Below are 20510 nucleotides of genomic sequence, written 5' to 3' on the forward strand. Positions count from 1 at the left end.
TTGTAAGGCGGGGTTAGGATTCGCGCTGATTGTGTTGATCGGGCTCTGGCAGATCGCGAGCGATCACCTTGCCAGTGGGTCCGCGTGGGAAATCCTCCACGTAGACGATGTCGCGGGGGACGTGGGCTTCCGAGAGCTGCTGGCGCACGCGCTCACGGATCTCATCTGGGGTGATCTCCTCATTGGCCACCACATAGGCGCGCAGTGCCTGACCGGTGTGCTCATCGGGCACGCCTTGAACGAAGGCGTCTTCTACGCGCTCATCGCGCAAGATTTCGTCTTCGATCTCAATCGGGTAGATCTTCTCGGCAAATTGGGTGATCACTAGGTCGTCGGCGCGGCCGAGCACGTAGAGGCGATCGCCTTTGAGGTAGCCGCGATCGCCCATGTAGTACATGCCGTTGACCATGGGGGCTTCGATGGCGGGATCGGTATAACCTGCAAAAAGGTCGAAGCAGGAGATGCCCACCACGCCTTCTTCGCCTTCTGGCACTTCGTTGCCGTGTTCATCGAAGATCTTGACCATGCAGCCCGGATACACCCGGCCGGTGAGGTGGGGATCGTTAACCAGATCCTCGGCACCTGCAACAGCTACGGCTGAGGTTTCGGAAGAGCCGTACATCGAGCACAGCACCGGACCAAACTTGTCGTTGGCGCGCTGAATCTCCACCGGCAGCAGCGGGCTGCCGGAGTTGGTGATTACCTTTAAGCCCTCGTGCTGCTCAATGCCGTGTTCGTCCATGTAGCTAATCACGGTGCGGATGCGGGTAGCAGCGGAAATCCACGTGGTGATGTCGTAATCGCGGAAATCGGCCAGTACCTGCTCGGCGCTGAAGTGGCGGCGCGTTACTACGCGGGATTGGGCAAGGAAAGAAAAGCCCATATAGGCCCAGCCATAGGCGTGGAAGAGCACGGCGGTAAGCAGCACATTCATATTGCGTTCCAGCGGAATGGCCGCTGCTACCGATGCAAAGCCCTGCGGGGAGTTCAACTGCCTGCGCACCACGCCCTTGGGCATGCCGGTGGTGCCGGAAGTCATCACCACGTGCATGCTCTTTTCCGGCTTCTTGGGCAGCGGATGGTGCACATTGGCGGTGTGAATCACGTGATCGAGTGATTCATAGGCGCGACCTTCGTGTTCGCCGGTTTCTACCGCTTCGGCTTCGAGGTGGCCAAGGATGACTTCGCGCTTGCGTGCGCGTTCGGTGATGCGGGGGAGGAATTCCTCGTCAACGATCAGTGCCTGAACGTTGTGGAAGTCGAGATACTCTTCGATCTGTGCGGCAGAGGCATTGCCGTTGATCATGAAGATGTTGTAGCCGGCCATTGAGCGGGCGGTCAGCGGCAAAATGGCGGCGCGGCCGTTGAGTGCCATGACGGCTACGTTGGCGCCTGAGTGAAGCCCGCGTGCATGCAGTGCTCGGGCGAGGCGATCAGCCTGTTGGAAAAATTCGAAATAGGTAAGTTCCCCGTCATCGTCGACCAGGGCTACTTTATCGGGTACTTGGCGTGCGCCGCGGGCCATGATGGTGGCTTCGAGCCCGCCCCAGCGGCGAATATTTTTTAGATCTTCAGCGAGGTCTTGCGCTCCCCCTGAAGCGATCATGTCGCGCTCACGCATCTTCTTTAAAAAGAAGCGAAGCTGACGAAAAACCTCACGTTTGGGCACGCTTCGATCCACTCGGGTTGCGAGTGTGTAGCGATTGGACATCCTGCTCCTCAAAGTGTTTGACCGGCAGATAGTTCACAAGCCAAACCTTTTCTTACAAAACATTAAAAAGTGTTAAGCTCGTGATTGTTAAAAATTCACTGTAGATATCGCAGCGGCACGCTGTCACGTTGCGCTTGATCTTGAAAGTGAGGCGATCGTCACAATGATTGGTGATGTATCCGCTGAAAAATACGGCAGGAACAGCCAGAACTGCATCCTCGTGCACAGCCATAGCCCTTAAGCCTGTGCTCGGTTTTCCACCCGCGCGCGGGGGTGGTTTCCTCTGCCAACTTAGCCAAGCGTGATTCCCAGTCAGCGCTGGCACGAGGCAGCGAACACCGCGCAAAAAGCCCAACACTGCCGCTTTCAGTGTCAGTTCGCGCCACCTTCAAGGCGTAAAAAGACCCAAGTGGCAGGCAACCCCAAGCCCCCTGATATCCCAGCGATATCCAAGGCTGGCACCAAAAAACTGAAACGAGGTTTCAACCACCATGCAGCCCTATCAAAAGAGCTATCCCACCGATTATTACGGCAATCGCTTCGTGCAAAACGATCTGGGACGCTACCTAGAAATCCGCCCCGAGGCCCCGAAAAATATTGAGCAGCGCAAGGCTTATTTTGTAGGCGGGGGCATCGGCAACCTCATCGCCGCCGGCTACTTGCTCCGCGATGGCCAGATGCCGGGCGAAAACATCACGGTACTGGAGCAAATGGCCGTACCTGGCGGTTCCTTCGACGGCGCCGGCAACAATGAAGACGGCTTCATCGCCCGCGGCGGCCGCGAGATGGGCCAGCACTTCGAGTGCTTCTGGGACATCATGAAGGACGTTCCAGCCGTGGATCTTCCCGCACCGCACACCGTCTTGGATGAATTCCGTATGTATAACGAGACGGATCCGAATATCTCGAATTGCCGTTTGATCAATGATCAAGCCCGCAACCGCCTGCGTATGCCAGAGATGGGGCTTTCCAAGCGCTCGCAGTTGAAGATGATCAAGCTGCTTGCGGTCAAAGAGGAAAAGACCTACTACAAGACGATCGAGGATTGGTTCGATCAAGACTTCTTCGAATCAAACTTCTACACCCTGTGGCGATCGATGTTCGCCTTCCAGGACTATCAATCGCTGACGGAAATGAAGCGCTATATGCACCGCTTCTTGCAGTACCTGCCCGGCTTCCCCGATTTTTCCTGCCTGCGCTTTTCTCGTTATAACCAGTACACGAGCTTTATCGAGCCGCTGGTGAACTACCTCAAGGGCCAAGGTGTGCGCTTCCAATACGACACGGTGGTCCAAGACCTGGATATCGAAGTCGCAGGCAATGCCTTTGAGGTCACCGGAATTCATTGCATCCACGAGGGCAAAGAAAAGCTTATCGACGTCCGCCCTGAAGACATCGTGATCGTCACCAATGGCTCGCTCACGGAATCCACCGGATATGGCGACAACACCACGCCTGCACCCTTTAAAAAGGATCCAGGCCCAGCATGGGATTTGTGGAAGAATATCGCGGCCAAAGCCCCGAACTGTGGGCGCCCAGAAGTCTTTTGCAGCGACCCGGACAAGACGGTGTGGCAATCGGTGAGCTTCAACTTCTACGGCGGCTACGACAATCCCTTCAATGCCAAGCTGCGCGAGCTTTCGCGCAATGACCTCTTCAGCGGCAAGACGGTCACAGCAGGCATCATCACCGCCGATGATTCTCCCTGGTTGTGCTCTTTAACTGTGCACCGCCAGCCACAATTCATTGGCCAAGAAGATGGGCTGTGCGTGGCATGGGCCTATGGCCTGCACTGGTGGAATAAGGGCAGTGTTACTGCTAAGCCCATGCTCGAATGCACCGGCGAAGAGGTCTTGCGAGAATTCTGCTACCACTTCGGGGTAGAAGATGTAGAAAAGACCATCGCCATGACCAAGGTTCGCTTGGCCACGATGCCCTGGATTACCGCAGAATTCATGCCGCGCGGTGAAGGCGATCGCCCGTGGCCTGTGCCCGAAGGCTCAAAGAACCTAGGCTTTACTGGCCAATTTGTAGAGACGCCGGATGATTGCGTCTTTACCACCGAAGGCTCGGCGCGTACCGGCCAGATGGCGGTGTATGGGCTGCTTGGAATCGAACGCGATATCCAGCCGATTTGGCCTACGCAATACGATATTCGTTCCATGCTGCATTCTGCTTCGGCCATGAATGATGGCAAGCTGCCCGGAGGTAAGTTGCTTCGTCGTCTGCTCAAGGGCACCTACTACGAAGACATCCTGCCCAAAGGCCGTGAATCCGGCCCTGTGCGCTAGATAATTGTTTGAGCCCCGCACCTTCGAAGGTGCGGGGCTTTGTGTGCCCGAGCTTTGCATGTGCTCGACACCACCCCCATTTTTAGGTGTAGGTCCTGCCCGATTTCTTGTTTCAGGGGAAGAATGGACACATGAGTAACGATGCAATCAAAGTCCTAGACCAACAAGCCTGCTTGGATAAGCTGCGCGAAGAAAAGCTGGGGCGCCTGGTGGTGCGCCGCAAGGATGATATGGATATCTTCCCGGTGAACTTCGTGCTCGATGAATCAGGCGAAGCACCGTGTGTGTACTTCCGTTCTGCAGAAGGCTCCAAGCTTTTTAGCGTGAACCTCAACCATGACGTGCTCTTTGAAATTGACCACCTCGAAGGCGAGGAGCATGCCTGGTCGGTGGTGCTCAAGGGCACAGCCACCGTGGTAGAGACCTTCGCGGAGATCCGTCACGCCGATACCTTAGACCTCAAGCCCTGGGTGCCGACGCTGAAGTACAACTACGTGCGCATTGATATCGACTCCCTTTCCGGTCGCGCCTTTGATCTGGGCGAAGAACCAGAGCGCTACTAAACCTAGGGTCTAGGCGTTTGTCTGTATTTGAAAAGCGGCCAGCCGAGCCCCAATCTGCGCTGGCAGAAGCCGCAGGCCTGCGTTGGCTGCGCGAAGCCAGCACAGCAGTGGTGGAAGTGGTGCACGCAGATGCATCAAGCATTAGTACCCGGCGTGTACAAAGCGTGGCACCCAACCCCAAGGATGCGCGCACAGCCGGTGTTGAATTAGCGCGCATCCACGCCGCAGGTGCGCATGCCTATGGCTGCCCGCCGCCAGGTTGGGAAGGGCCAAACTACATCGGCACCCAAGAACAGTCCTGTATCCCCGAAGCGTCCTGGACTAGCTTCTATGTGCGCCAGCGCGTGCTGCCTTTTGTGCGCGCTGCTAAAGATCGCGGCAACCTCGGCTCGAGCGCAAACATTGAGCGTGCTTGTGCGTTAATCCAGCAAAGCCCCGAGCTAGAACCTAAGGCACCGGCGCGTATCCATGGTGATCTTTGGGCCGGCAACCTTATGTTTGGTGCTCAAGGGCCAAAGTTTATTGATCCAGCAGCGCACGGCGGGCATCCGCTGACAGATCTAGCCATGCTTGAGCTTTTTGGCGCGCCCTATAGCGAAGAAATCTGGCGAGGCTATCAAGAACACTGTGATGCTGAGGTGCTTGATGCCTCACTGATTCCCATCCACCAACTTCACCCGGTAGCAGTGCACGCCGTTACTCATGGTCGTGCCTATGGCGAGCACCTAGAAGAGCTCGCCCAGGCCACGATTGCGCTGCTCAAGGGCTAGGTGGCAGGCTGGGGCTACTTGCGCCACCAAGTATCTTCAGGCCCTACGGGCAGGTGGCGTTTGTGTTGGCCGACCTTCCAAAGGTGCTCGATGCGCTCTTGTGCGTTGGCCTCTATCTCTTTGCCTTCGAGGTAATCATCGATCTGCGCATAGCTCACGCCCAAGGCCTCCTCGTCGGGCAACATGGGTTTATCATCTTCCAGGTCTGCGGTAGGAACCTTCTCCCAGGTCGATGCTGGGGCGCCGAGGTGGCGGAGCAGGGCAGCGCCTTGGCGCTTAGAAAGCCCAAACAGTGGCAAGACATCGGCTGCGCCGTCGCCAAACTTGGTAAAAAACCCGGTGACGTTCTCAGCGGCGTGATCGGTGCCAATTACTAAAAGCCCCAATTCCCCGGCCAAGGCATATTGGGCCACCATGCGCTGGCGGGCCTTGACGTTGCCGCGGTTGAAATCGCCTAAATCCTGCCGATCCAGCGTGGCTGCTACCGCGTCATCCATGGCGTCGGTGGCTTGCTTGATATTCACGCTGACGCTGTGATCGGGGCCGATAAATTCCAAGGCGCGAAGCGCATCGGCCTCGTCGGCCTGCACACCATAGGGCAGGCGCATGGCCCAGAACTCAGCTTCGATGCCTTCTGCTCTGAGTTGTTCGCAGGCCATCTGCGCTAGTTTTCCTGCCAGGGTGGAGTCTTGGCCGCCGGAGATGCCAAGCACAAAGCCGCGCGTGTGGGAGGCTTTGAGGTATTGGCAGAGGAAATCTACTCGGGCTTGTACTTCTTGAGCCGGGTCGATGCTGGGCTTGGTGCCCAGGGCGTTCAGAATCTCTTGCTGTTGAGAAGTGTTCATGGCAGCCATCGTAGTTTGGTGTTTGAATTGCCGTTGCGATAACATAACTCCTCGTGTCATGACTGCTGAACGCTTTGCGCTGGAAGCTTCGCTTCTCAAGTGCTGCTGAGTAGTCGTTATTAGCAAAGTAAAGTCTTTCACTTTGACTTTCGTAGAAAAGAAAGGAGCGCCCGAATGAAGGTCCGTAAGTCCCTTCGGTCGCTGAAGAACAAGCCGGGCGCCCAGGTTGTGCGTCGCCGCGGCAAGGTGTACGTGATCAACAAGAAGGATCCCCGCTTCAAGGCACGCCAGGGCTAATTGCTGCCTAGCGCTTGAGGTGTGCAGGCATCATTCTGCACCCAAACCCATCGCCAGTAATGGCGATGGGTTTCTTTTTGTTAGGTGGGGGTGGCGCTAACCCCCGTTTGGGAAGAATTTTTAGCAGTAATATTTTCAGGCATTTTTCGCCCGCTTTGGGTGCATTCATGCGGGTAGGGCTAGGTTGCTAGCACTATGCATAAACCTAGATGTGACTTACATCAGTGTGAGTCCGTGGAGGCCAAATTTGGGTCTTGAGGGCTACATCTTGTGCGCGTGGTTGCTCTCATGCTGGGAATTCCCTCCGTGTAACTACTACATATAGTGCAGTTGCGCCGAGTTTGCCCTAGGTATAGTGTTTCTTCATGTCGCCGGGGTCGGCAGCAGAGGCAAAGCCATTGCTGGAAGTTTCACCCCGAGCTGGCCTAGATACTCACCAACACGAACGCCATGCCGGGCCACCGGCTATGACTACGCCGCAGGAGAACACGCCAATGTCGATCACCGTTTACACCAAGCCCGCCTGCATGCAGTGCAACGCCACCAAGAAGGCACTCGACCGCGCTGGCTTGGAATACGAGCTGGTAGACATCAGCCTTGATGAAGAAGCCCGCGACTACGTCATGGCCCTGGGATACCTCCAGGCCCCCGTGGTGGAGGCCGGTGGCGATCACTGGTCTGGTTTCCGCCCCGAGCGCATTCGCTCACTTGCTGCCCAGGTTGCCTAAGGGCTTAGCCCATCACTCCGGTACAGGAACGCCCAAGGTTTCAGTGCCGGTTTTCTTTTTATCCGAGGATCGATCTCGTGCTCATCGTCTACTTCTCCTCCGCCACGGAAAACACCAAGCGCTTTGTAGAAAAACTCGGCTTCCCGGCTGAGCGCATTCCTTTAAGGAAAAACGATGCGCCCCTTCGAGTCGAAGAGCCCTATGTGCTGGTGTGTCCCACCTACGGCGGGGGAGCGTCGATAAGCGGAGGCAATACCCGCCCCGTGCCATCGCAGGTGATCCGATTCCTCAACGATGCGCACAACCGATCCCTCCTGCGGGCCGTGATCGCTGGCGGCAACTCCAATTTTGGTACCGATTTTGGCAAGGCCGGCGACGTAATCTCGGCGAAATGCCAGGTGCCCTACGTCTATCGCTATGAGTTGCTGGGCACTGAGGAAGATGTGAGGATCGTCCAAGAAGGCCTCAAAGCTAACGCGGAAGAGTTGGGGCTGTATATGGATAAAGAATGCGCCTAAGCGCAGCAGGCATCAACGCGGCCGCGGGGAATACTTAGGGCTCTCCGCGCCATTGAACTTCAAGTACTTATACCCACCATTTCTTTCAAAGGACACCATTGTGGCCCCATTAGGTAAGAACGTCGCTGAACCCGTCTCGCGCGAAGAGCAGCTCGACTATCACGCACTCAACGCACTGCTGAATCTTTATGACGACGAAGGCAATATCCAGTTCGATAAAGACCGCGAGGCTGCCAACCAGTTCTTCCTGCAGCACGTAAACCAGAACACGGTGTTCTTCCACGATCTGGAAGAAAAGATCGACTACCTGGTCAGCAACAATTACTACGAAGCCGAAGTTATCGAGCAATACGACTTTCCTTTTATTAAGGCACTGTTTAAGCAGGCCTATGCTCATAAGTTCCGCTTCAAGACCTTCCTCGGGGCGTATAAGTACTACACCTCATATACGCTCAAGACTTTCGATGGCCGCCGCTACCTCGAACGCTTCGAAGATCGCGTGTGCATGGTGGCACTGACCTTGGCCGCAGGTGATGAGGCCTTGGCAAAGCACCTGGTTGATGAGATCATCACGGGGCGCTTCCAGCCTGCAACGCCCACCTTCTTAAACTCCGCCAAGGCCCAGCGCGGCGAGCCGGTGTCCTGCTTCTTGCTGCGTATCGAAGACAATATGGAATCCATCGGGCGTTCGATCAACTCTGCGCTGCAGCTTTCCAAGCGCGGTGGCGGTGTGGCACTGCTGCTTTCTAACCTGCGCGAGGCAGGCGCGCCGATTAAGAAGATTGAAAATCAGTCTTCCGGTGTGATCCCCGTGATGAAGCTGCTCGAAGATTCCTTCTCTTATGCCAACCAGCTTGGTGCTCGTCAGGGTGCCGGTGCTGTGTACCTCAATGCCCACCACCCGGATATCTTGAGCTTCCTTGATACCAAGCGTGAAAATGCCGATGAAAAGATCCGCATTAAAACCCTCTCGCTTGGTGTAGTGATCCCCGATGTCACCTTTGAGCTGGCAAAGCGCAACGATGACATGTATCTGTTTAGCCCCTATGACGTCGAGCGCGTCTATGGCAAGGCCTTCGCCGATATCTCGATTAGCGAGCACTACGAGGAGATGGTGGAGGATCCGCGGATCCGCAAGACCAAGATCAAGGCGCGTGAGTTCTTCCAGACCATCGCCGAGATCCAATTCGAGTCGGGCTATCCCTACATCATGTTCGAAGACACGGTCAATAAGGCCAACCCCATTGCGGGTCGTGTGAACATGAGTAACTTGTGCTCGGAGATCCTGCAGGTAAACACCCCCTCGGTGCTCAATGACGACCTCACTTACGCGGAGGTTGGTGAGGATATCTCTTGTAACCTCGGCTCGCTGAACATCGCCATGACCATGGATTCCCCCGATTTCGCCGCCACGGTGGAAACGGCCATTCGCGGCCTGACTGCCGTGTCTGAGCAGACCTCCATCGATTCGGTGCCGAGTATTCGCAAGGGCAACAACGCCGCGCACGCCATCGGCCTTGGCCAGATGAATCTGCACGGCTACCTTGGCCGCGAGCACATCTTCTATGGCAGCGAGGAGGCCTTGGACTTTACCAACGCCTACTTTGCCGCCGTGTTGTACCAGTGCCTGCGCGCATCCAATAAGATCGCCCGCGAACGCGGCGAAACCTTCGAGGGCTTCGAAGATTCCAAGTATGCAAGCGGCGAGTACTTCGATGGCTTCGATCCAGCCGAGTTCGCACCCAAGACCGAGAAGGTCAAGCAGCTTTTCGACGCCTCCACGATCCACACCCCAACGCCGCAGGATTGGGAGGAGCTGAAAGCATCGGTTGCCGAGTACGGACTGTACAACCGCAACCTCCAGGCAGTGCCGCCTACGGGTTCGATCTCCTATATCAATAACTCCACCTCCTCCATCCACCCCATTGCCTCCAAGATCGAGATCCGCAAAGAAGGCAAGATTGGCCGCGTGTACTACCCGGCTCCCCACATGGATAACTCCAACCTGGAGTACTACCAGGATGCCTATGAGGTGGGCTATGAAAAGGTCATCGATACCTACGCCGTGGCCACCAAGTATGTAGACCAGGGCTTGTCGCTTACCTTGTTCTTCAAGGATTCGGTGACTACCCGCGATATCAACCGCGCGCAGATCTATGCATGGCGCAAGGGTATTAAGACCCTCTACTACATCCGCCTGCGCCAGGTGGCCTTGATGGGTACTGAGGTAGAGGGCTGCGTGAGCTGCATGCTCTAAACGCCTGCGTGTGTGCTGCCAATCGGTAGCACACAACAATGAAGGCCCATGGCAAATGCCATGGGCCTTCAGGCTTGTTAAGCTACGCGGGTTTAGCGCTCGCCGAGCTCGGCGTCGATGACCAATACGCCGGTGCCGGTATCGGCCAGCTTGAGGCGATCGATGATGTCCTTAACAGAGGACTCCTCTTCGATCTGCTCGTCGAGGAAGCGATCCAGCAGCGGGCGGGAGTCGAAGTCCTTGACGGACTGCGAAAGCTCAGCCAGTTCGCGGATCATGCCGGATACCTTCTGCTCATGAGCCAGGGAAGCCTCGAAAGCGTCAAGCGGGGTGGCAACGTCGACCTTCGGGGGAGCGATGTCGCCAATCTGCGGGGTGTAGTCGCGGTCGAGCAGGTGGTCTGCGAAGCGCTGAGCGTGCTCCAGCTCCTCGGCGTGCTGTGCACGCATCCAGTGAGCCATGCCAGACAGGCCGAGTTCCTCGAGCTTATAAGAAAGCTGAAGGTAAATCATGGCTGCCTCAAGCTCGGCAGTGACTTGATTGTTCAGTGCGGTTGCGAGTTTCTCGTTGATCTCCATGACTCACACTGTAAGTAGAGCTAATCAATTTGGCATCTAAATGAAGCCGAACCTAACGTTGCCGTTCAGGGGCTTAAAACACGCGCAGATGGCGGTCTAAATGATAAGGCTGATGGCATTTTTTCGGGCCAAAAACTCGGGTTTTGACGCTTTGAGCCCCGCTCGCGTAGCCCCTGAAAATGTGACGAAGAATACAAATTGGGGGCGTCGAAAAGCGAAAAATTGCCCTTGCTCTTGCTATGGCAACGCCGTGGGGGAGGGGAGTGTACCTATCGTCATAGTGCCCGCAGAGCTTGCTCGGGTAAGCTCTGCACAGAACTTGATGCGATTGCTTTGAAGGCAACCACGCGCAAAAATCCCAAGAAGCATCCCTGGAGGAAGACGTTCGTGAGCAGTTACGAGTCCTATATCGACCAACATCCGAAACCGGTCGAGGCCATCAACTGGAACACCATTCCAGACGATAAAGATCTGGAAGTTTGGGATCGACTCACCGGCAACTTCTGGCTGCCCGAAAAGGTGCCAGTGTCGAATGACATTAAGAGCTGGAAAACGCTCAACGAGCTCGAGCAGCGAACCACCATGCGTGTGTTTACCGGCCTGACCATGCTCGACACCATCCAGGGCACCGTCGGTGCAGTCTCGATGATCCCCGATGCGCTCACCCCGCACGAAGAGGCTGTCTATACCAACATTGCCTTCATGGAGAGCGTGCACGCGAAAAGCTACTCCAATATCTTTATGACGCTGGCCTCCACCAAGGAGATCAACGAGGCCTTCCGCTGGTCCGAGGAAAACGAGAACCTGCAAAAGAAGGCCAAGATCATCCTCTCCTACTACGAAGGTGATGATCCGCTGAAGCGCAAGGTGGCTTCAACGCTGCTGGAATCTTTCCTTTTCTATTCAGGCTTCTATCTGCCCATGTACTGGTCCAGCCACGCCAAGCTGACCAATACCGCCGATATCATCCGCCTGATCATCCGCGATGAGGCAGTGCATGGCTATTACATTGGCTATAAGTACCAGCAAGGCCTGTTGCGGCAGAGCCAAGAGCGCCGCGACGAGCTCAAGGAATACACCTTCGATCTGCTCTACGATCTCTACGACAACGAGACGCAGTACACCGAAGATCTCTACGACGATCTCGGCTGGACCGAAGATGTGAAGCGCTTCCTTCGCTACAACGCCAATAAGGCACTGAATAACCTCGGCTACGAGGGGCTCTTCCCGGCCGATGAAACGAAGGTATCGCCGGCAATCCTTTCGGCCCTTTCCCCGAACGCCGACGAGAACCACGACTTCTTCTCTGGTTCCGGCTCCTCCTATGTCATTGGCAAGGCCGAGAACACCACCGACGAAGACTGGGACTTCTAAGCCAGCCGCAAGGTTGGTTGTACGCCTTCGCCCGCTTTGTCATCTGCCGCCCTTCGGGGCGGCGTTTCTTTTTGCCCGGAGGGGGTGGATCAACCTTAAGAATGACACCCGGCGGGGGTGGGTTTTAGGCCCGCTTCTGCCTTCCGGTGGTGGCGCGCCGTATCAAAAACTGTGGTGGTAGTCACTTATGAGGCCGATTTTTTGTGCAAGTCTCCAGCGCCACGCCAACCTGCCGGGAAAATGGCAGCTCACGCGCTTACATTTCTATTCACGCCCCATTAAGGTCAAAAGTAACCCCAACCAGAGTTGGTTGGAAGAAGACTTACGCTCTCTTAAGATAGAGCAGTGTAATTTCGGTGGCTTTTCTGCACGCGCACGCGGGCTGGGAAGCAACCTACAAGTCAGGAGGAACGTATGACCGCTGTGGAGCCACGGCTGGAGAATTACTCCGAGCCAACCAGGCCCGCACCAACCGGCGGGGCCCGCAAGGGTTCGCTGGCTTGGAAGATGCTGACCACCACTGACCACAAGCTCCTGGGCATCATGTACATCATCATGTCCTTCGTGTGGTTCTTCGTTGGTGGCCTAATGGCACTTTTGATCCGCGCTGAGCTCTTCTCGCCGGGTCTGCAATTCTTGTCCAACGAGCAGTTCAACCAGCTGTTCACCATGCACGGCACCATCATGCTGCTCGCCTTCGGCACTCCGATCGTGTGGGGCTTTGCTAACTACGTGCTGCCGCTGCAAATCGGCGCTCCCGACGTGGCCTTCCCACGTCTGAACGCTTTCGGCTTCTGGATCACCCAGATCGGTATCGTCTGCATGCTCGCAGGCTTCCTCACCCCAGGTGGTGCCGCTGACTTCGGCTGGACCATGTACCTGCCGCTGGCAGACCACGTGCACTCGCCCGGCGTTGGTAGCGACTTCTGGATCGTCGGCGTTGGCGCCACCGGTGTGGGCACCATTGCTTCGGCCATCAACATGATCACCACCCTGATCTGCCTGCGCGCACCTGGTATGACCATGTTCCGCATGCCGATCTTCTGCTGGAACATCTTCGTTGCTTCCGTGATCGTGCTGATGATCTTCCCGCTGCTGACCTCCGCAGCCCTCGGCGTGCTCTACGACCGCAAGCTCGGCGGCCACATCTACGACTCCGGCAACGGCGGCGCAGTGCTGTGGCAGCACCTGTTCTGGTTCTTCGGCCACCCCGAGGTGTACGTGCTGGCGCTGCCATTCTTCGGCATCGTTTCCGAGATCCTTCCGGTCTTCGCACGTAAGCCAATGTTCGGCTACATCGGCCTGGTATTCGCAACCCTGTCCATCGGTACCCTTTCCATGGCAGTGTGGGCACACCACATGTTCGTTACCGGCGCCATCCTGCTGCCGTTCTTCTCCTTCATGACCTTCCTGATCTCGGTGCCTACCGGCGTGAAGTTCTTCAACTGGCTCGGCACCCTGTGGCGCGGTCACATCTCTTGGGAGACCCCGATGCTGTGGAGCATGGGCTTCCTGGTCACCTTCCTCTTCGGTGGTCTGACCGGTATTATGCTGGCCTCCCCGCCGCTGGACTTCCAGCTGGCAGAGTCCTACTTCCTGATCGCCCACTTCCACTACACCCTCTTCGGTACCCTGGTGTTCTCCTCCTGCGCAGGCGTGTACTTCTGGTTCCCGAAGATGACCGGTCGCATGCTCGACGAGACCCTGGGCAAGGTGCACTTCTGGCTCACCTTCGTGGGCTTCCACGGCACCTTCCTCATCCAGCACTGGGTGGGCAACATGGGCATGTCCCGCCGCTACGCCGACTACCTGGAGTCTGACGGCTTCACCATCTACAACCAGATCTCGACCGTCTTCTCCTTCCTGCTCGGCATGTCGGTACTGCCGTTCATCTGGAACGTTGTGAAGTCCTGGCGCTACGGCGAGATCGTCACCGTTGACGATCCCTGGGGCTACGGCAACTCCCTGGAGTGGGCAACCTCCTGCCCGCCTCCTCGCCACAACTTCACCTCCATGCCGCGTATCCGCTCCGAGCGCCCCGCGTTCGAGCTGCACTACCCGCACATGGTGGAGCGCATGCGTGCCGAGGCCCACGTTGGCCACGACAAGCACAAGCAACACCCGCTGGAAGAAAATAAGTCCCACGTAAAGGCCTAAAGCCTACGTAGAGGAACACACATCCTGGCTTGAAGCCGCGGTCGTAGATAACGACCGCGGCTTTGTGCATGTTCCACCCCAAAACGCCTACCCCACAAAAGAGGGCAGTAGTGTCTGCGCCATGAGACAATGCAACGCGTGCAAACAGAACCCTCAGTGCCAACCGTAGGACTCACCCCAGGCTTCTCACCCGCCGTCATTACCGTCTCCGGTGCAGACCGCCCAGGTTTGAGCGCCTCCTTCTTCCGAGTGCTCGCCGCCCAAGACGTGCAAGTGCTCGACGTCGAACAATCCCAATTCCGCGGATACCTCAACCTCGCCGCCTTCGTAGGCATTAAAGCCGAAGAACGCGAAGTGATCCTCCAAGGCCTCAGGGATTCCCTCTATACCGCCCACCTCAAAGTCACCCTCGAGATTCCCGATGAACCCGAATTCTCCAGGCCGCGCTCAACCCACGTGATGGTCGTACTGGGCAACCCCGTTCCTGCCGCCGCAATTTCTAGGATCGGCCAAACCCTGGCCGACTACGGCGCCAATATCGACACCATCCGAGGCATTGCCGATTATCCCGTCACCGGCCTAGAAATGAAGCTCACGGTGCCTAACCCCAAACCAGGCGGAGGCATCCCGCTGCGCAAAGCCCTTGCTGCTTTAACCCAAGAGTTAGGAGTAGACATCGCCATCGAGCGCGATGGTCTGCAACGCCGCTCAAAGCGCCTGATCTGCTTCGACTGCGACTCCACGCTGATTACCGGGGAAGTGATCGAGATGCTCGCCGCCCACGCCGGGCGCGAAGCCGAGGTTGCAGAAGTTACCGAACGTGCCATGCGTGGCGAACTCGACTTCGAAGCATCGCTGCGCGAACGCGTCAAAGCCCTAGCTGGCCTGGATGCCTCGGTGATTGATGAAGTCGCCCGCGATATCGTGCTCACCCCAGGTGCACGCACCACCATCCGCACCCTCCAAGAGGTTGGCTACACCACCGCCGTGGTCTCCGGTGGCTTTATCCAGGTGCTCGAAGGTCTAGCAGAAGAGCTCAACTTGGATTATGTGCGCGCCAATACCCTTGAGATCAAAGATGGCAAGCTCACCGGCAATGTCATTGGCAAGGTGGTGGATCGCGCCGCCAAGGAAGAATTCCTGCGCGAGTTTGCAGCCGATGCTGGTTTGGAGATGTCGCAAACCGTAGCCGTAGGCGATGGCGCCAACGATATCGACATGATTTCTGCGGCAGGCTTAGGCATTGCCTTTAACGCCAAACCGGCGCTGCGTAGCGTGGCGGATACTTCCGTGAATTCGCCCTTCTTAGATGAAGTAGTGCACATGCTGGGCATCCCGCGCTCGGAAATCGACCAGGTACAAGCAGAGCTCGAAGGCGAACCACGCAGAAAGCCCCTCGATGGCTAAAAACGAGGCCTTCGCGCTGGCTTTCGAGCGCCTAGCCAAGGCAGTGGATGGCAGGTCTTGGGAGCGCGACCCGGAGGATCAATCCGATCCCTCCACCGTGCAGGCCATGCAGATTGTGCTGCACCTGCCAAAGCAGGATCCTCCCAAGCGGCATGCGGTGCTGCAGGCCGCCGCTAGGGCGGCGGTGGCAGTATGCCTTGATCCGCGCGCTGGTGCTGATTTTGAAGATCCCGAACACGGCTACTTCGCCAGGGCTTTGGATACGTGGTATCGCCACCGGATCCGCAAAGTCACCCGCCGTGCCCGCAATGCCGCATGGCGCAATGTACAAGACTTGGCCGGGGTCAGTGTTGAGAACACCGCGCGGGCCTTCATTCCCAGTGCCGTAAGCGAAGTGCCGGCGCCTATTGCCAAACTGCAGATCGCCGGCACGGATCTTCCCGCAAGCCAAGAACCAGAGCCGCAACCTGGGGTGCCGGTGTTGTATGTGGATGCCTCTTTAGGCATGAGCGCCGGTAAAACCGCGGCGCAAGTAGGGCATGCATCCATGTTGCTTGCCGGGCATCAATCTTTGGCATGGGCCGAGCGCTGGGCAGCGCAAGATTTTGCCTTAAGCTTGTGTGAGGTGGGAAAAGAGGAGTTTGAAGCTCGTTGCGCGAACCCCGGTGCCGTCACGGTCGTTGATGCGGGGTTTACCGAGATCGCCCCGAATACGCCCACGGTGTGTGCCCTGCCCGAGCCTGTCCTGCCCGAGCCAGCCCTGCCCGAGCCAGGCCTGGCCTGCTAGCTTGTGGCTACCAGGCGCTTGAGTGCGGCTTCTACCGTTTCAGCGCTCGTGGTAGACCAAAACTGCGGTAGGGAGGAGAGCAGGAAGCGCCCATAGCGTTTCTCCACGATCCTCTTATCTAGGATCGCCACCACGCCGCGATCATCCACGCTCCTTAACAGCCTGCCGGCGCCCTGGGCCATCAGCAGTGCCGCGTGGGTTGCTGCTACTTCCATAAAGCCATTGCGCCCATCGGCATCAGCGGCGATCTTTCTTGCCTGCAGCAGGGGATCATCGGGGCGGGGGAAGGGGATGCGGTCGATAATCACCAGCGAGCACGACGGGCCTGGCACATCGACGCCCTGCCAGAGGGTGAGTGTGCCAAAAAGGCAGGCATTGTGGTTATTGGCAAAGGCCTCGATCAAGGTGCTCGTAGAGTCTTCGCCCTGGCAATAGATCTCGAAGGGCAGACGCTCCCGCATCGCCTCGGCAGCTTGCACTGCGGCGCGTTTAGAAGAAAATAGTCCGAGCGTTCTTCCGCCTGCGGCAAGGATCAGCGTGGCAATGTGGTCTAACCAGCTTTCATCCAAACCATCCCTGCCAGGTTCGGGCAGGTGAGTGGGGGTGTAGAGGATGCCTTTGGTGGCTGGATCAAAAGGTGAGCCCACATCGATGGCTTCGAAGCTGCCGCGGGGAAGCCCCCAGGCGGCGGCCATGGCCTGAAAATTACCGCCGATAGCCAAGGTGGCGGAGGTGAGCACGCAAGTGTTTTCGCCAAAAAGCCGTGTGTGCAACAATCCCGCCACCGACAGTGGGGCCACTTTGATTTGGGTGCCGCGGCGTTCGTCGTGAAGCACCCAGACCACATCCTCGTGCTTGGAAGGGTCTGGCTCTTCAAACACCTCCAAGATGCGGACTACAGAATCGTGCTGATCAAGCAGGTGATTATTCAGCGCGAGGCGCTCTGCAAAGCGCTCGGGGGCGTTGGTTTGTTCGCCCTCGGGGCTTTGGGCGATGGCGTCTTTGAGCCTCCACAGTGCGTTGCGCACGGCCTCCAACTGGGATTGGAGCGTTTGAGGCAAGGCCGTGATCCTTCCGGCCTCTACGCCAAGCAGCTCTTCTTCCCACTCCTGGGCTACCTCTTTGAGCTCCTTGGAGCGTTCCTCAGCCCCAAGTTTTTGGGCGCGATTCGCCGAAAGCGTGAGTGTAGTGACGCCAATTTCATTGGTGGCCACGGCCGTGATCCTGCCGTCGAGCTCGTGGGCTTCGTCGACGATTACCACATCGTGTTCGGGCAAAATTTGGGCATCTGACAGCGCATCGATAGCCAATAGGGCGTGATTGGTGACGATCACATCCACATCATGGGCCTGTTTGCGCGCTGCTTCTGCAAAGCACGTATCGCCATGAGGGCAACGCGATGCGCCCACGCATTCCCTAGCGCTCACGCTGACTGCTCGCCAGGCCAGGTCGGGAACGCCTGGGTCTAGATCATCGCGATCGCCAGTATCAGTCTCATTGGCCCATTCGTGCAGCCTGGCCACGTGTCGGCCAACCCACGTCAGCGAGTCTTCGTCGAGCAGCGCATCACCGGGCTCTTCTACCCCCATCTTGTTTTGGCACAGGTAGTTCGAGCGGCCTTTCATAATGGCGAAGGTAGGGCGGCGTTCCAGCAGCGGTTCTAGGGCATCGGCAAGCCTTGGCAAGTCGCGGCCAACCAGCTGGCGCTGCAGGGCAATGGTGGCAGTTGACACCACCACGGTGCTACCTGTTGCCTGAGCGTGGCGGATGGCCGGGACTAGGTAGGCCAGGGATTTGCCTGTGCCTGTGCCAGCTTGCACGGCAAGGTGGCGTTCTTTTTCCATCGCCTTGGTCACGGCCTTGGCCATGTGCACCTGGTTTTCGCGCTTTTTACCCCCAAGGGCTGCTACTGCGGCTTCAAGCAGCTCGGTGGTTGCTGGCACCGCCTCCATTTATTCGAAGCCCATGAAGCGGGTCGAAAGCACCGGCTCATCCTTCGATAGCGCCAGGCCTTCCCACGGCAGCGTAACCAACTGCTTGGCCAGGTATTCGCGGGATTGCTCCAAGGTTGGAAGCCCCTGGACGAGCGCGCCTTCGCGCATCAGCGGCACGGTGAGCTCATAGGAGGTGAGCTGGCCAATCTTTGGTGTTTCGTGCTCGTAGGGGAACACGATTTCTTCTACGGCGGTGCCGGTGGCGCGGTGGGTGCGCACGGCACGCTTGGTGCCGCCGGTCATGTTCTTGCCGCGCGAGCGCTTGGCTACGGGGTTGCCTTCTACCTCTACCAGCTTGTACACCATGCCGGCGGTGGGAGCCCCAGAACCGGTTACCACCGAGGTACCCACGCCGAAGGCGTCTACGGGATTGCCGCGAAGCCCGGCGATGGCATATTCGTCGAGGTCGGAGCTGACCACGATGCGGGTGTTATGCGCACCTAAATCATCCAATTCCTGGCGCACCTTGGAGGTCATCACACCAAGATCGCCAGAATCAATACGTACAGCGCCGAGTTCGGGGCCTGCTACCTCAATGGCATTGCGTACTCCCTGGGAGATGTCATAGGTGTCTACCAACAAGGTGGTGCCGATGCCAAGGGTGTTGATCTGGCTGGCAAAGGCGGCCTTCTCATTTGGAGTGCCGTCGTCTTCTACATGCAGCAAGGTCCATGCGTGTGCTGCGGTGCCGGTGCCGGGGATGCCGTAGCGATATACCGCTTCGAGGTTGGAAGTAGATACGAAGCCTGCCAGGTAGGCTGCGCGTGCAGCGGTGACGGCGGCTTGTTCATTGGTGCGGCGCGAGCCCATTTCAAAGATCGGTCGGCCATCGGCGGCGGTGACCATGCGCGCTGCGGCGGAGGCAACGGCGGAGTCTGCGTTCATGATGGACAAGATGACCGTTTCTAAGATCACGCATTCTGCGAAGGTGCCGCGCACTGTGAGCAGGGGCGAGTGGGGGAAATAGAGCTCGCCTTCGCGGTAGCCATCAATATCGCCCTTGAACTCATAATTGCGCAGGAAATCGAGTGTGCGATCGTCGAGGAAGCTTAAAGATTCAAGCTGGGCTTCGTGGAAGCGAAAGGCCTTTACTGCTTCTAGTACGCGCGCAGTACCTGCAACAACGCCGTAGCGGCGTTCATTGGGAAGGCGCCTGGAAAATACCTCGAAGGTGCACTGCTTGGACGCGGTGCCGTCGGCAAGCGCCGATTGCAGCATCGTCAGCTCATACATGTCTGTTAGCAGTGCGGTGGAGTCTAGAGAAGTCACGAGTTCCAAGTGTAGCCCCAAGCCCGAGCCCAAGGTGGGTAGGCTATTTGGCATGATGCTTGACCCTCACGTATCCGATGCGAGCACGCCGCCGGTGCAGGCGATGAGTTCGCCCATGGCCACCCCGGAGCTGGATGAAGCTCTCGCAGTCGATGTTGCCGCCAAAGAGAACCTGCCCTGGATGTGCATCGTCTGGGACGATCCGGTGAACCTGATGAGTTATGTGGTGTACGTTTTCCAAACCATCCTTGGTTTTTCTAAAAAACGCGCCACCGAACTCATGCAGCAGGTGCATACCGAGGGCAAAGCCGTGGTGTCTTCCGGCGAGAAGGACAAGGTGGAAGCCGATGTAAAGAAGCTGCATACCGCAGGCCTGTGGGCCACCATGCAGCAAGGGGGTTAGAAAACGATGCAGCCGTGGAAGAAGAAGAAAAGCCTGCTGCGTGGCGCCAAATACGAGACGGTGCTGGAACCGCTCGAGCGAGAAGTCCTCGGCGATTTGGCCGCCAATATCAGCGAGGCGCTCATCGCCAGGGCGCAGTCTGCGCCAAAAGATGAGTTGGCTGAGCTCACCGGCATGGCCCAAGGGCACACCGAGGCCCCCGAAGATCCCTCGCTGGCGCGGCTCCTGCCGGACTTTGAGCGCGCGGAGGATCAAGAATATGAAGGCGATAATTCTCTGCTGCGCTCCTTGCATGAACAAGACATCACCAAGGCAAAGCTGGAAAACCTAAGAGCCATCGGCGATGCGATAGGCCCCGATGGTTCGGTGATGGTGAGCATTACAGAACAAGAGGCTCATAAGTGGCTTGCGGCGCTTAATGATCTCCGCCTGTATCTTTTTGCCGCGGAATCAGAAAACCCCGATGCCGATCATGATCGCCTCAACTTGGTGGAATGGCTTGCCTATAACCAAGAATCCCTGCTTACCGCCATGATGGGTCCCTTGGAGCAATCGGAGTAA

The 20510-nt window shown here is 57.5% G+C and carries 18 protein-coding genes; 13 read left to right on the plus strand and 5 right to left on the minus strand.

Translation table 11 applies throughout. From position 1 onward, the window contains the following. Positions 1–13: 13 nt before the first annotated feature. The gene (locus CPPEL_RS02250; protein ID WP_123959615.1) at positions 14–1711 is read right to left on the minus strand and encodes an AMP-binding protein; all 1698 of its coding nucleotides are present in this window, start codon (positions 1709–1711) and stop codon (positions 14–16) included. A gap of 491 nt (positions 1712–2202) precedes the next feature. Between CPPEL_RS02250 and CPPEL_RS02255 the strand changes: the two genes are divergently transcribed. The 3 genes from CPPEL_RS02255 (at position 2203) to CPPEL_RS02265 (ending at position 5335) form a co-directional block, all read left to right on the plus strand. Then, entirely contained in the window at positions 2203–4002 is a 1800-nt protein-coding gene (locus tag CPPEL_RS02255) for an oleate hydratase (protein ID WP_123959616.1), read from the plus strand. A gap of 131 nt (positions 4003–4133) precedes the next feature. Next, positions 4134–4565 (plus strand): pyridoxamine 5'-phosphate oxidase family protein, encoded by a 432-nt coding sequence (locus CPPEL_RS02260; RefSeq protein WP_123959617.1) that lies wholly within the window; start codon positions 4134–4136, stop codon positions 4563–4565. Positions 4566–4582: 17 nt separating this feature from the next. Then, positions 4583–5335: a fructosamine kinase family protein gene (locus CPPEL_RS02265; protein WP_123959618.1), complete on the plus strand. Its 753-nt coding sequence runs from the start codon at positions 4583–4585 to the stop codon at positions 5333–5335. A 14-nt stretch (positions 5336–5349) separates the two neighbouring features. Here CPPEL_RS02265 and nadE read toward each other — a convergent pair whose 3' ends face one another. Continuing rightward, positions 5350–6180 carry an NAD(+) synthase gene (nadE, locus tag CPPEL_RS02270; protein WP_123959619.1) on the minus strand — a complete coding sequence of 277 codons (831 nt, stop codon included), beginning with the start codon at positions 6178–6180 and terminating at the stop codon, positions 5350–5352. A gap of 174 nt (positions 6181–6354) precedes the next feature. Between nadE and ykgO the strand changes: the two genes are divergently transcribed. From ykgO to nrdE, 4 genes are all read left to right on the plus strand, one after another. Continuing rightward, complete coding sequence (gene ykgO / locus CPPEL_RS02275; protein WP_003852698.1) at positions 6355–6477, plus strand: type B 50S ribosomal protein L36; 123 nt, start codon at positions 6355–6357, stop codon at positions 6475–6477. A gap of 494 nt (positions 6478–6971) precedes the next feature. Then, the gene (gene nrdH / locus CPPEL_RS02280) at positions 6972–7205 is read left to right on the plus strand and encodes a glutaredoxin-like protein NrdH (protein WP_123959620.1); all 234 of its coding nucleotides are present in this window, start codon (positions 6972–6974) and stop codon (positions 7203–7205) included. A 77-nt stretch (positions 7206–7282) separates the two neighbouring features. Further along, positions 7283–7723, plus strand: a complete 441-nt coding sequence (gene nrdI / locus CPPEL_RS02285; protein WP_123959621.1) for a class Ib ribonucleoside-diphosphate reductase assembly flavoprotein NrdI — start codon at positions 7283–7285, stop codon at positions 7721–7723. A 97-nt stretch (positions 7724–7820) separates the two neighbouring features. Further along, complete coding sequence (gene nrdE / locus CPPEL_RS02290; protein ID WP_123961193.1) at positions 7821–9980, plus strand: class 1b ribonucleoside-diphosphate reductase subunit alpha; 2160 nt, start codon at positions 7821–7823, stop codon at positions 9978–9980. A gap of 92 nt (positions 9981–10072) precedes the next feature. On the opposite strand, the gene CPPEL_RS02295 is transcribed toward nrdE, so the two are convergent. After that, positions 10073–10558 carry a ferritin gene (locus CPPEL_RS02295; protein ID WP_123959622.1) on the minus strand — a complete coding sequence of 162 codons (486 nt, stop codon included), beginning with the start codon at positions 10556–10558 and terminating at the stop codon, positions 10073–10075. A 387-nt stretch (positions 10559–10945) separates the two neighbouring features. Here CPPEL_RS02295 and nrdF point away from each other — a divergent pair, with 387 nt between their 5' ends. The 4 genes from nrdF to CPPEL_RS02315 all read left to right on the plus strand — a co-directional run bounded on the left by nrdF (position 10946) and on the right by CPPEL_RS02315 (position 16283). Continuing rightward, positions 10946–11932: a class 1b ribonucleoside-diphosphate reductase subunit beta gene (gene nrdF / locus CPPEL_RS02300; protein ID WP_123959623.1), complete on the plus strand. Its 987-nt coding sequence runs from the start codon at positions 10946–10948 to the stop codon at positions 11930–11932. Between the two features lie 414 nt (positions 11933–12346). Further along, entirely contained in the window at positions 12347–14089 is a 1743-nt protein-coding gene (gene ctaD / locus CPPEL_RS02305) for an aa3-type cytochrome oxidase subunit I (protein WP_123959624.1), read from the plus strand. 129 nt (positions 14090–14218) lie between these two features. Next, positions 14219–15496 carry a phosphoserine phosphatase SerB gene (gene serB, locus CPPEL_RS02310; protein WP_123959625.1) on the plus strand — a complete coding sequence of 426 codons (1278 nt, stop codon included), beginning with the start codon at positions 14219–14221 and terminating at the stop codon, positions 15494–15496. Next, positions 15489–16283: an aminoacyl-tRNA hydrolase gene (locus CPPEL_RS02315; RefSeq protein ID WP_123959626.1), complete on the plus strand. Its 795-nt coding sequence runs from the start codon at positions 15489–15491 to the stop codon at positions 16281–16283. Before serB ends, CPPEL_RS02315 begins: the two co-directional genes overlap by 8 nt. Here CPPEL_RS02315 and CPPEL_RS02320 read toward each other — a convergent pair. Then, on the minus strand, positions 16280–18226 hold the full coding sequence (locus CPPEL_RS02320; RefSeq protein WP_425453811.1) for an ATP-dependent DNA helicase: 1947 nt from the start codon (positions 18224–18226) through the stop codon (positions 16280–16282). The two genes, CPPEL_RS02315 and CPPEL_RS02320, sit on opposite strands and share 4 nt — an antisense overlap. A 9-nt stretch (positions 18227–18235) precedes the next feature. Beyond that, positions 18236–19546 (minus strand): nicotinate phosphoribosyltransferase, encoded by a 1311-nt coding sequence (locus CPPEL_RS02325; RefSeq protein ID WP_281270507.1) that lies wholly within the window; start codon positions 19544–19546, stop codon positions 18236–18238. Between the two features lie 52 nt (positions 19547–19598). On the opposite strand from CPPEL_RS02325, the gene clpS reads away from it, so the two are divergent. Together clpS and CPPEL_RS02335 are read left to right on the plus strand one after the other, a co-directional pair. After that, on the plus strand, positions 19599–19949 hold the full coding sequence (gene clpS / locus CPPEL_RS02330; protein WP_245990482.1) for an ATP-dependent Clp protease adapter ClpS: 351 nt from the start codon (positions 19599–19601) through the stop codon (positions 19947–19949). Positions 19950–19955: 6 nt separating this feature from the next. Continuing rightward, complete coding sequence (locus CPPEL_RS02335) at positions 19956–20510, plus strand: DUF2017 domain-containing protein (protein WP_123959629.1); 555 nt, start codon at positions 19956–19958, stop codon at positions 20508–20510.

Source organism: Corynebacterium pseudopelargi (assembly GCF_003814005.1).
GTDB lineage: Bacteria > Actinomycetota > Actinomycetes > Mycobacteriales > Mycobacteriaceae > Corynebacterium > Corynebacterium pseudopelargi.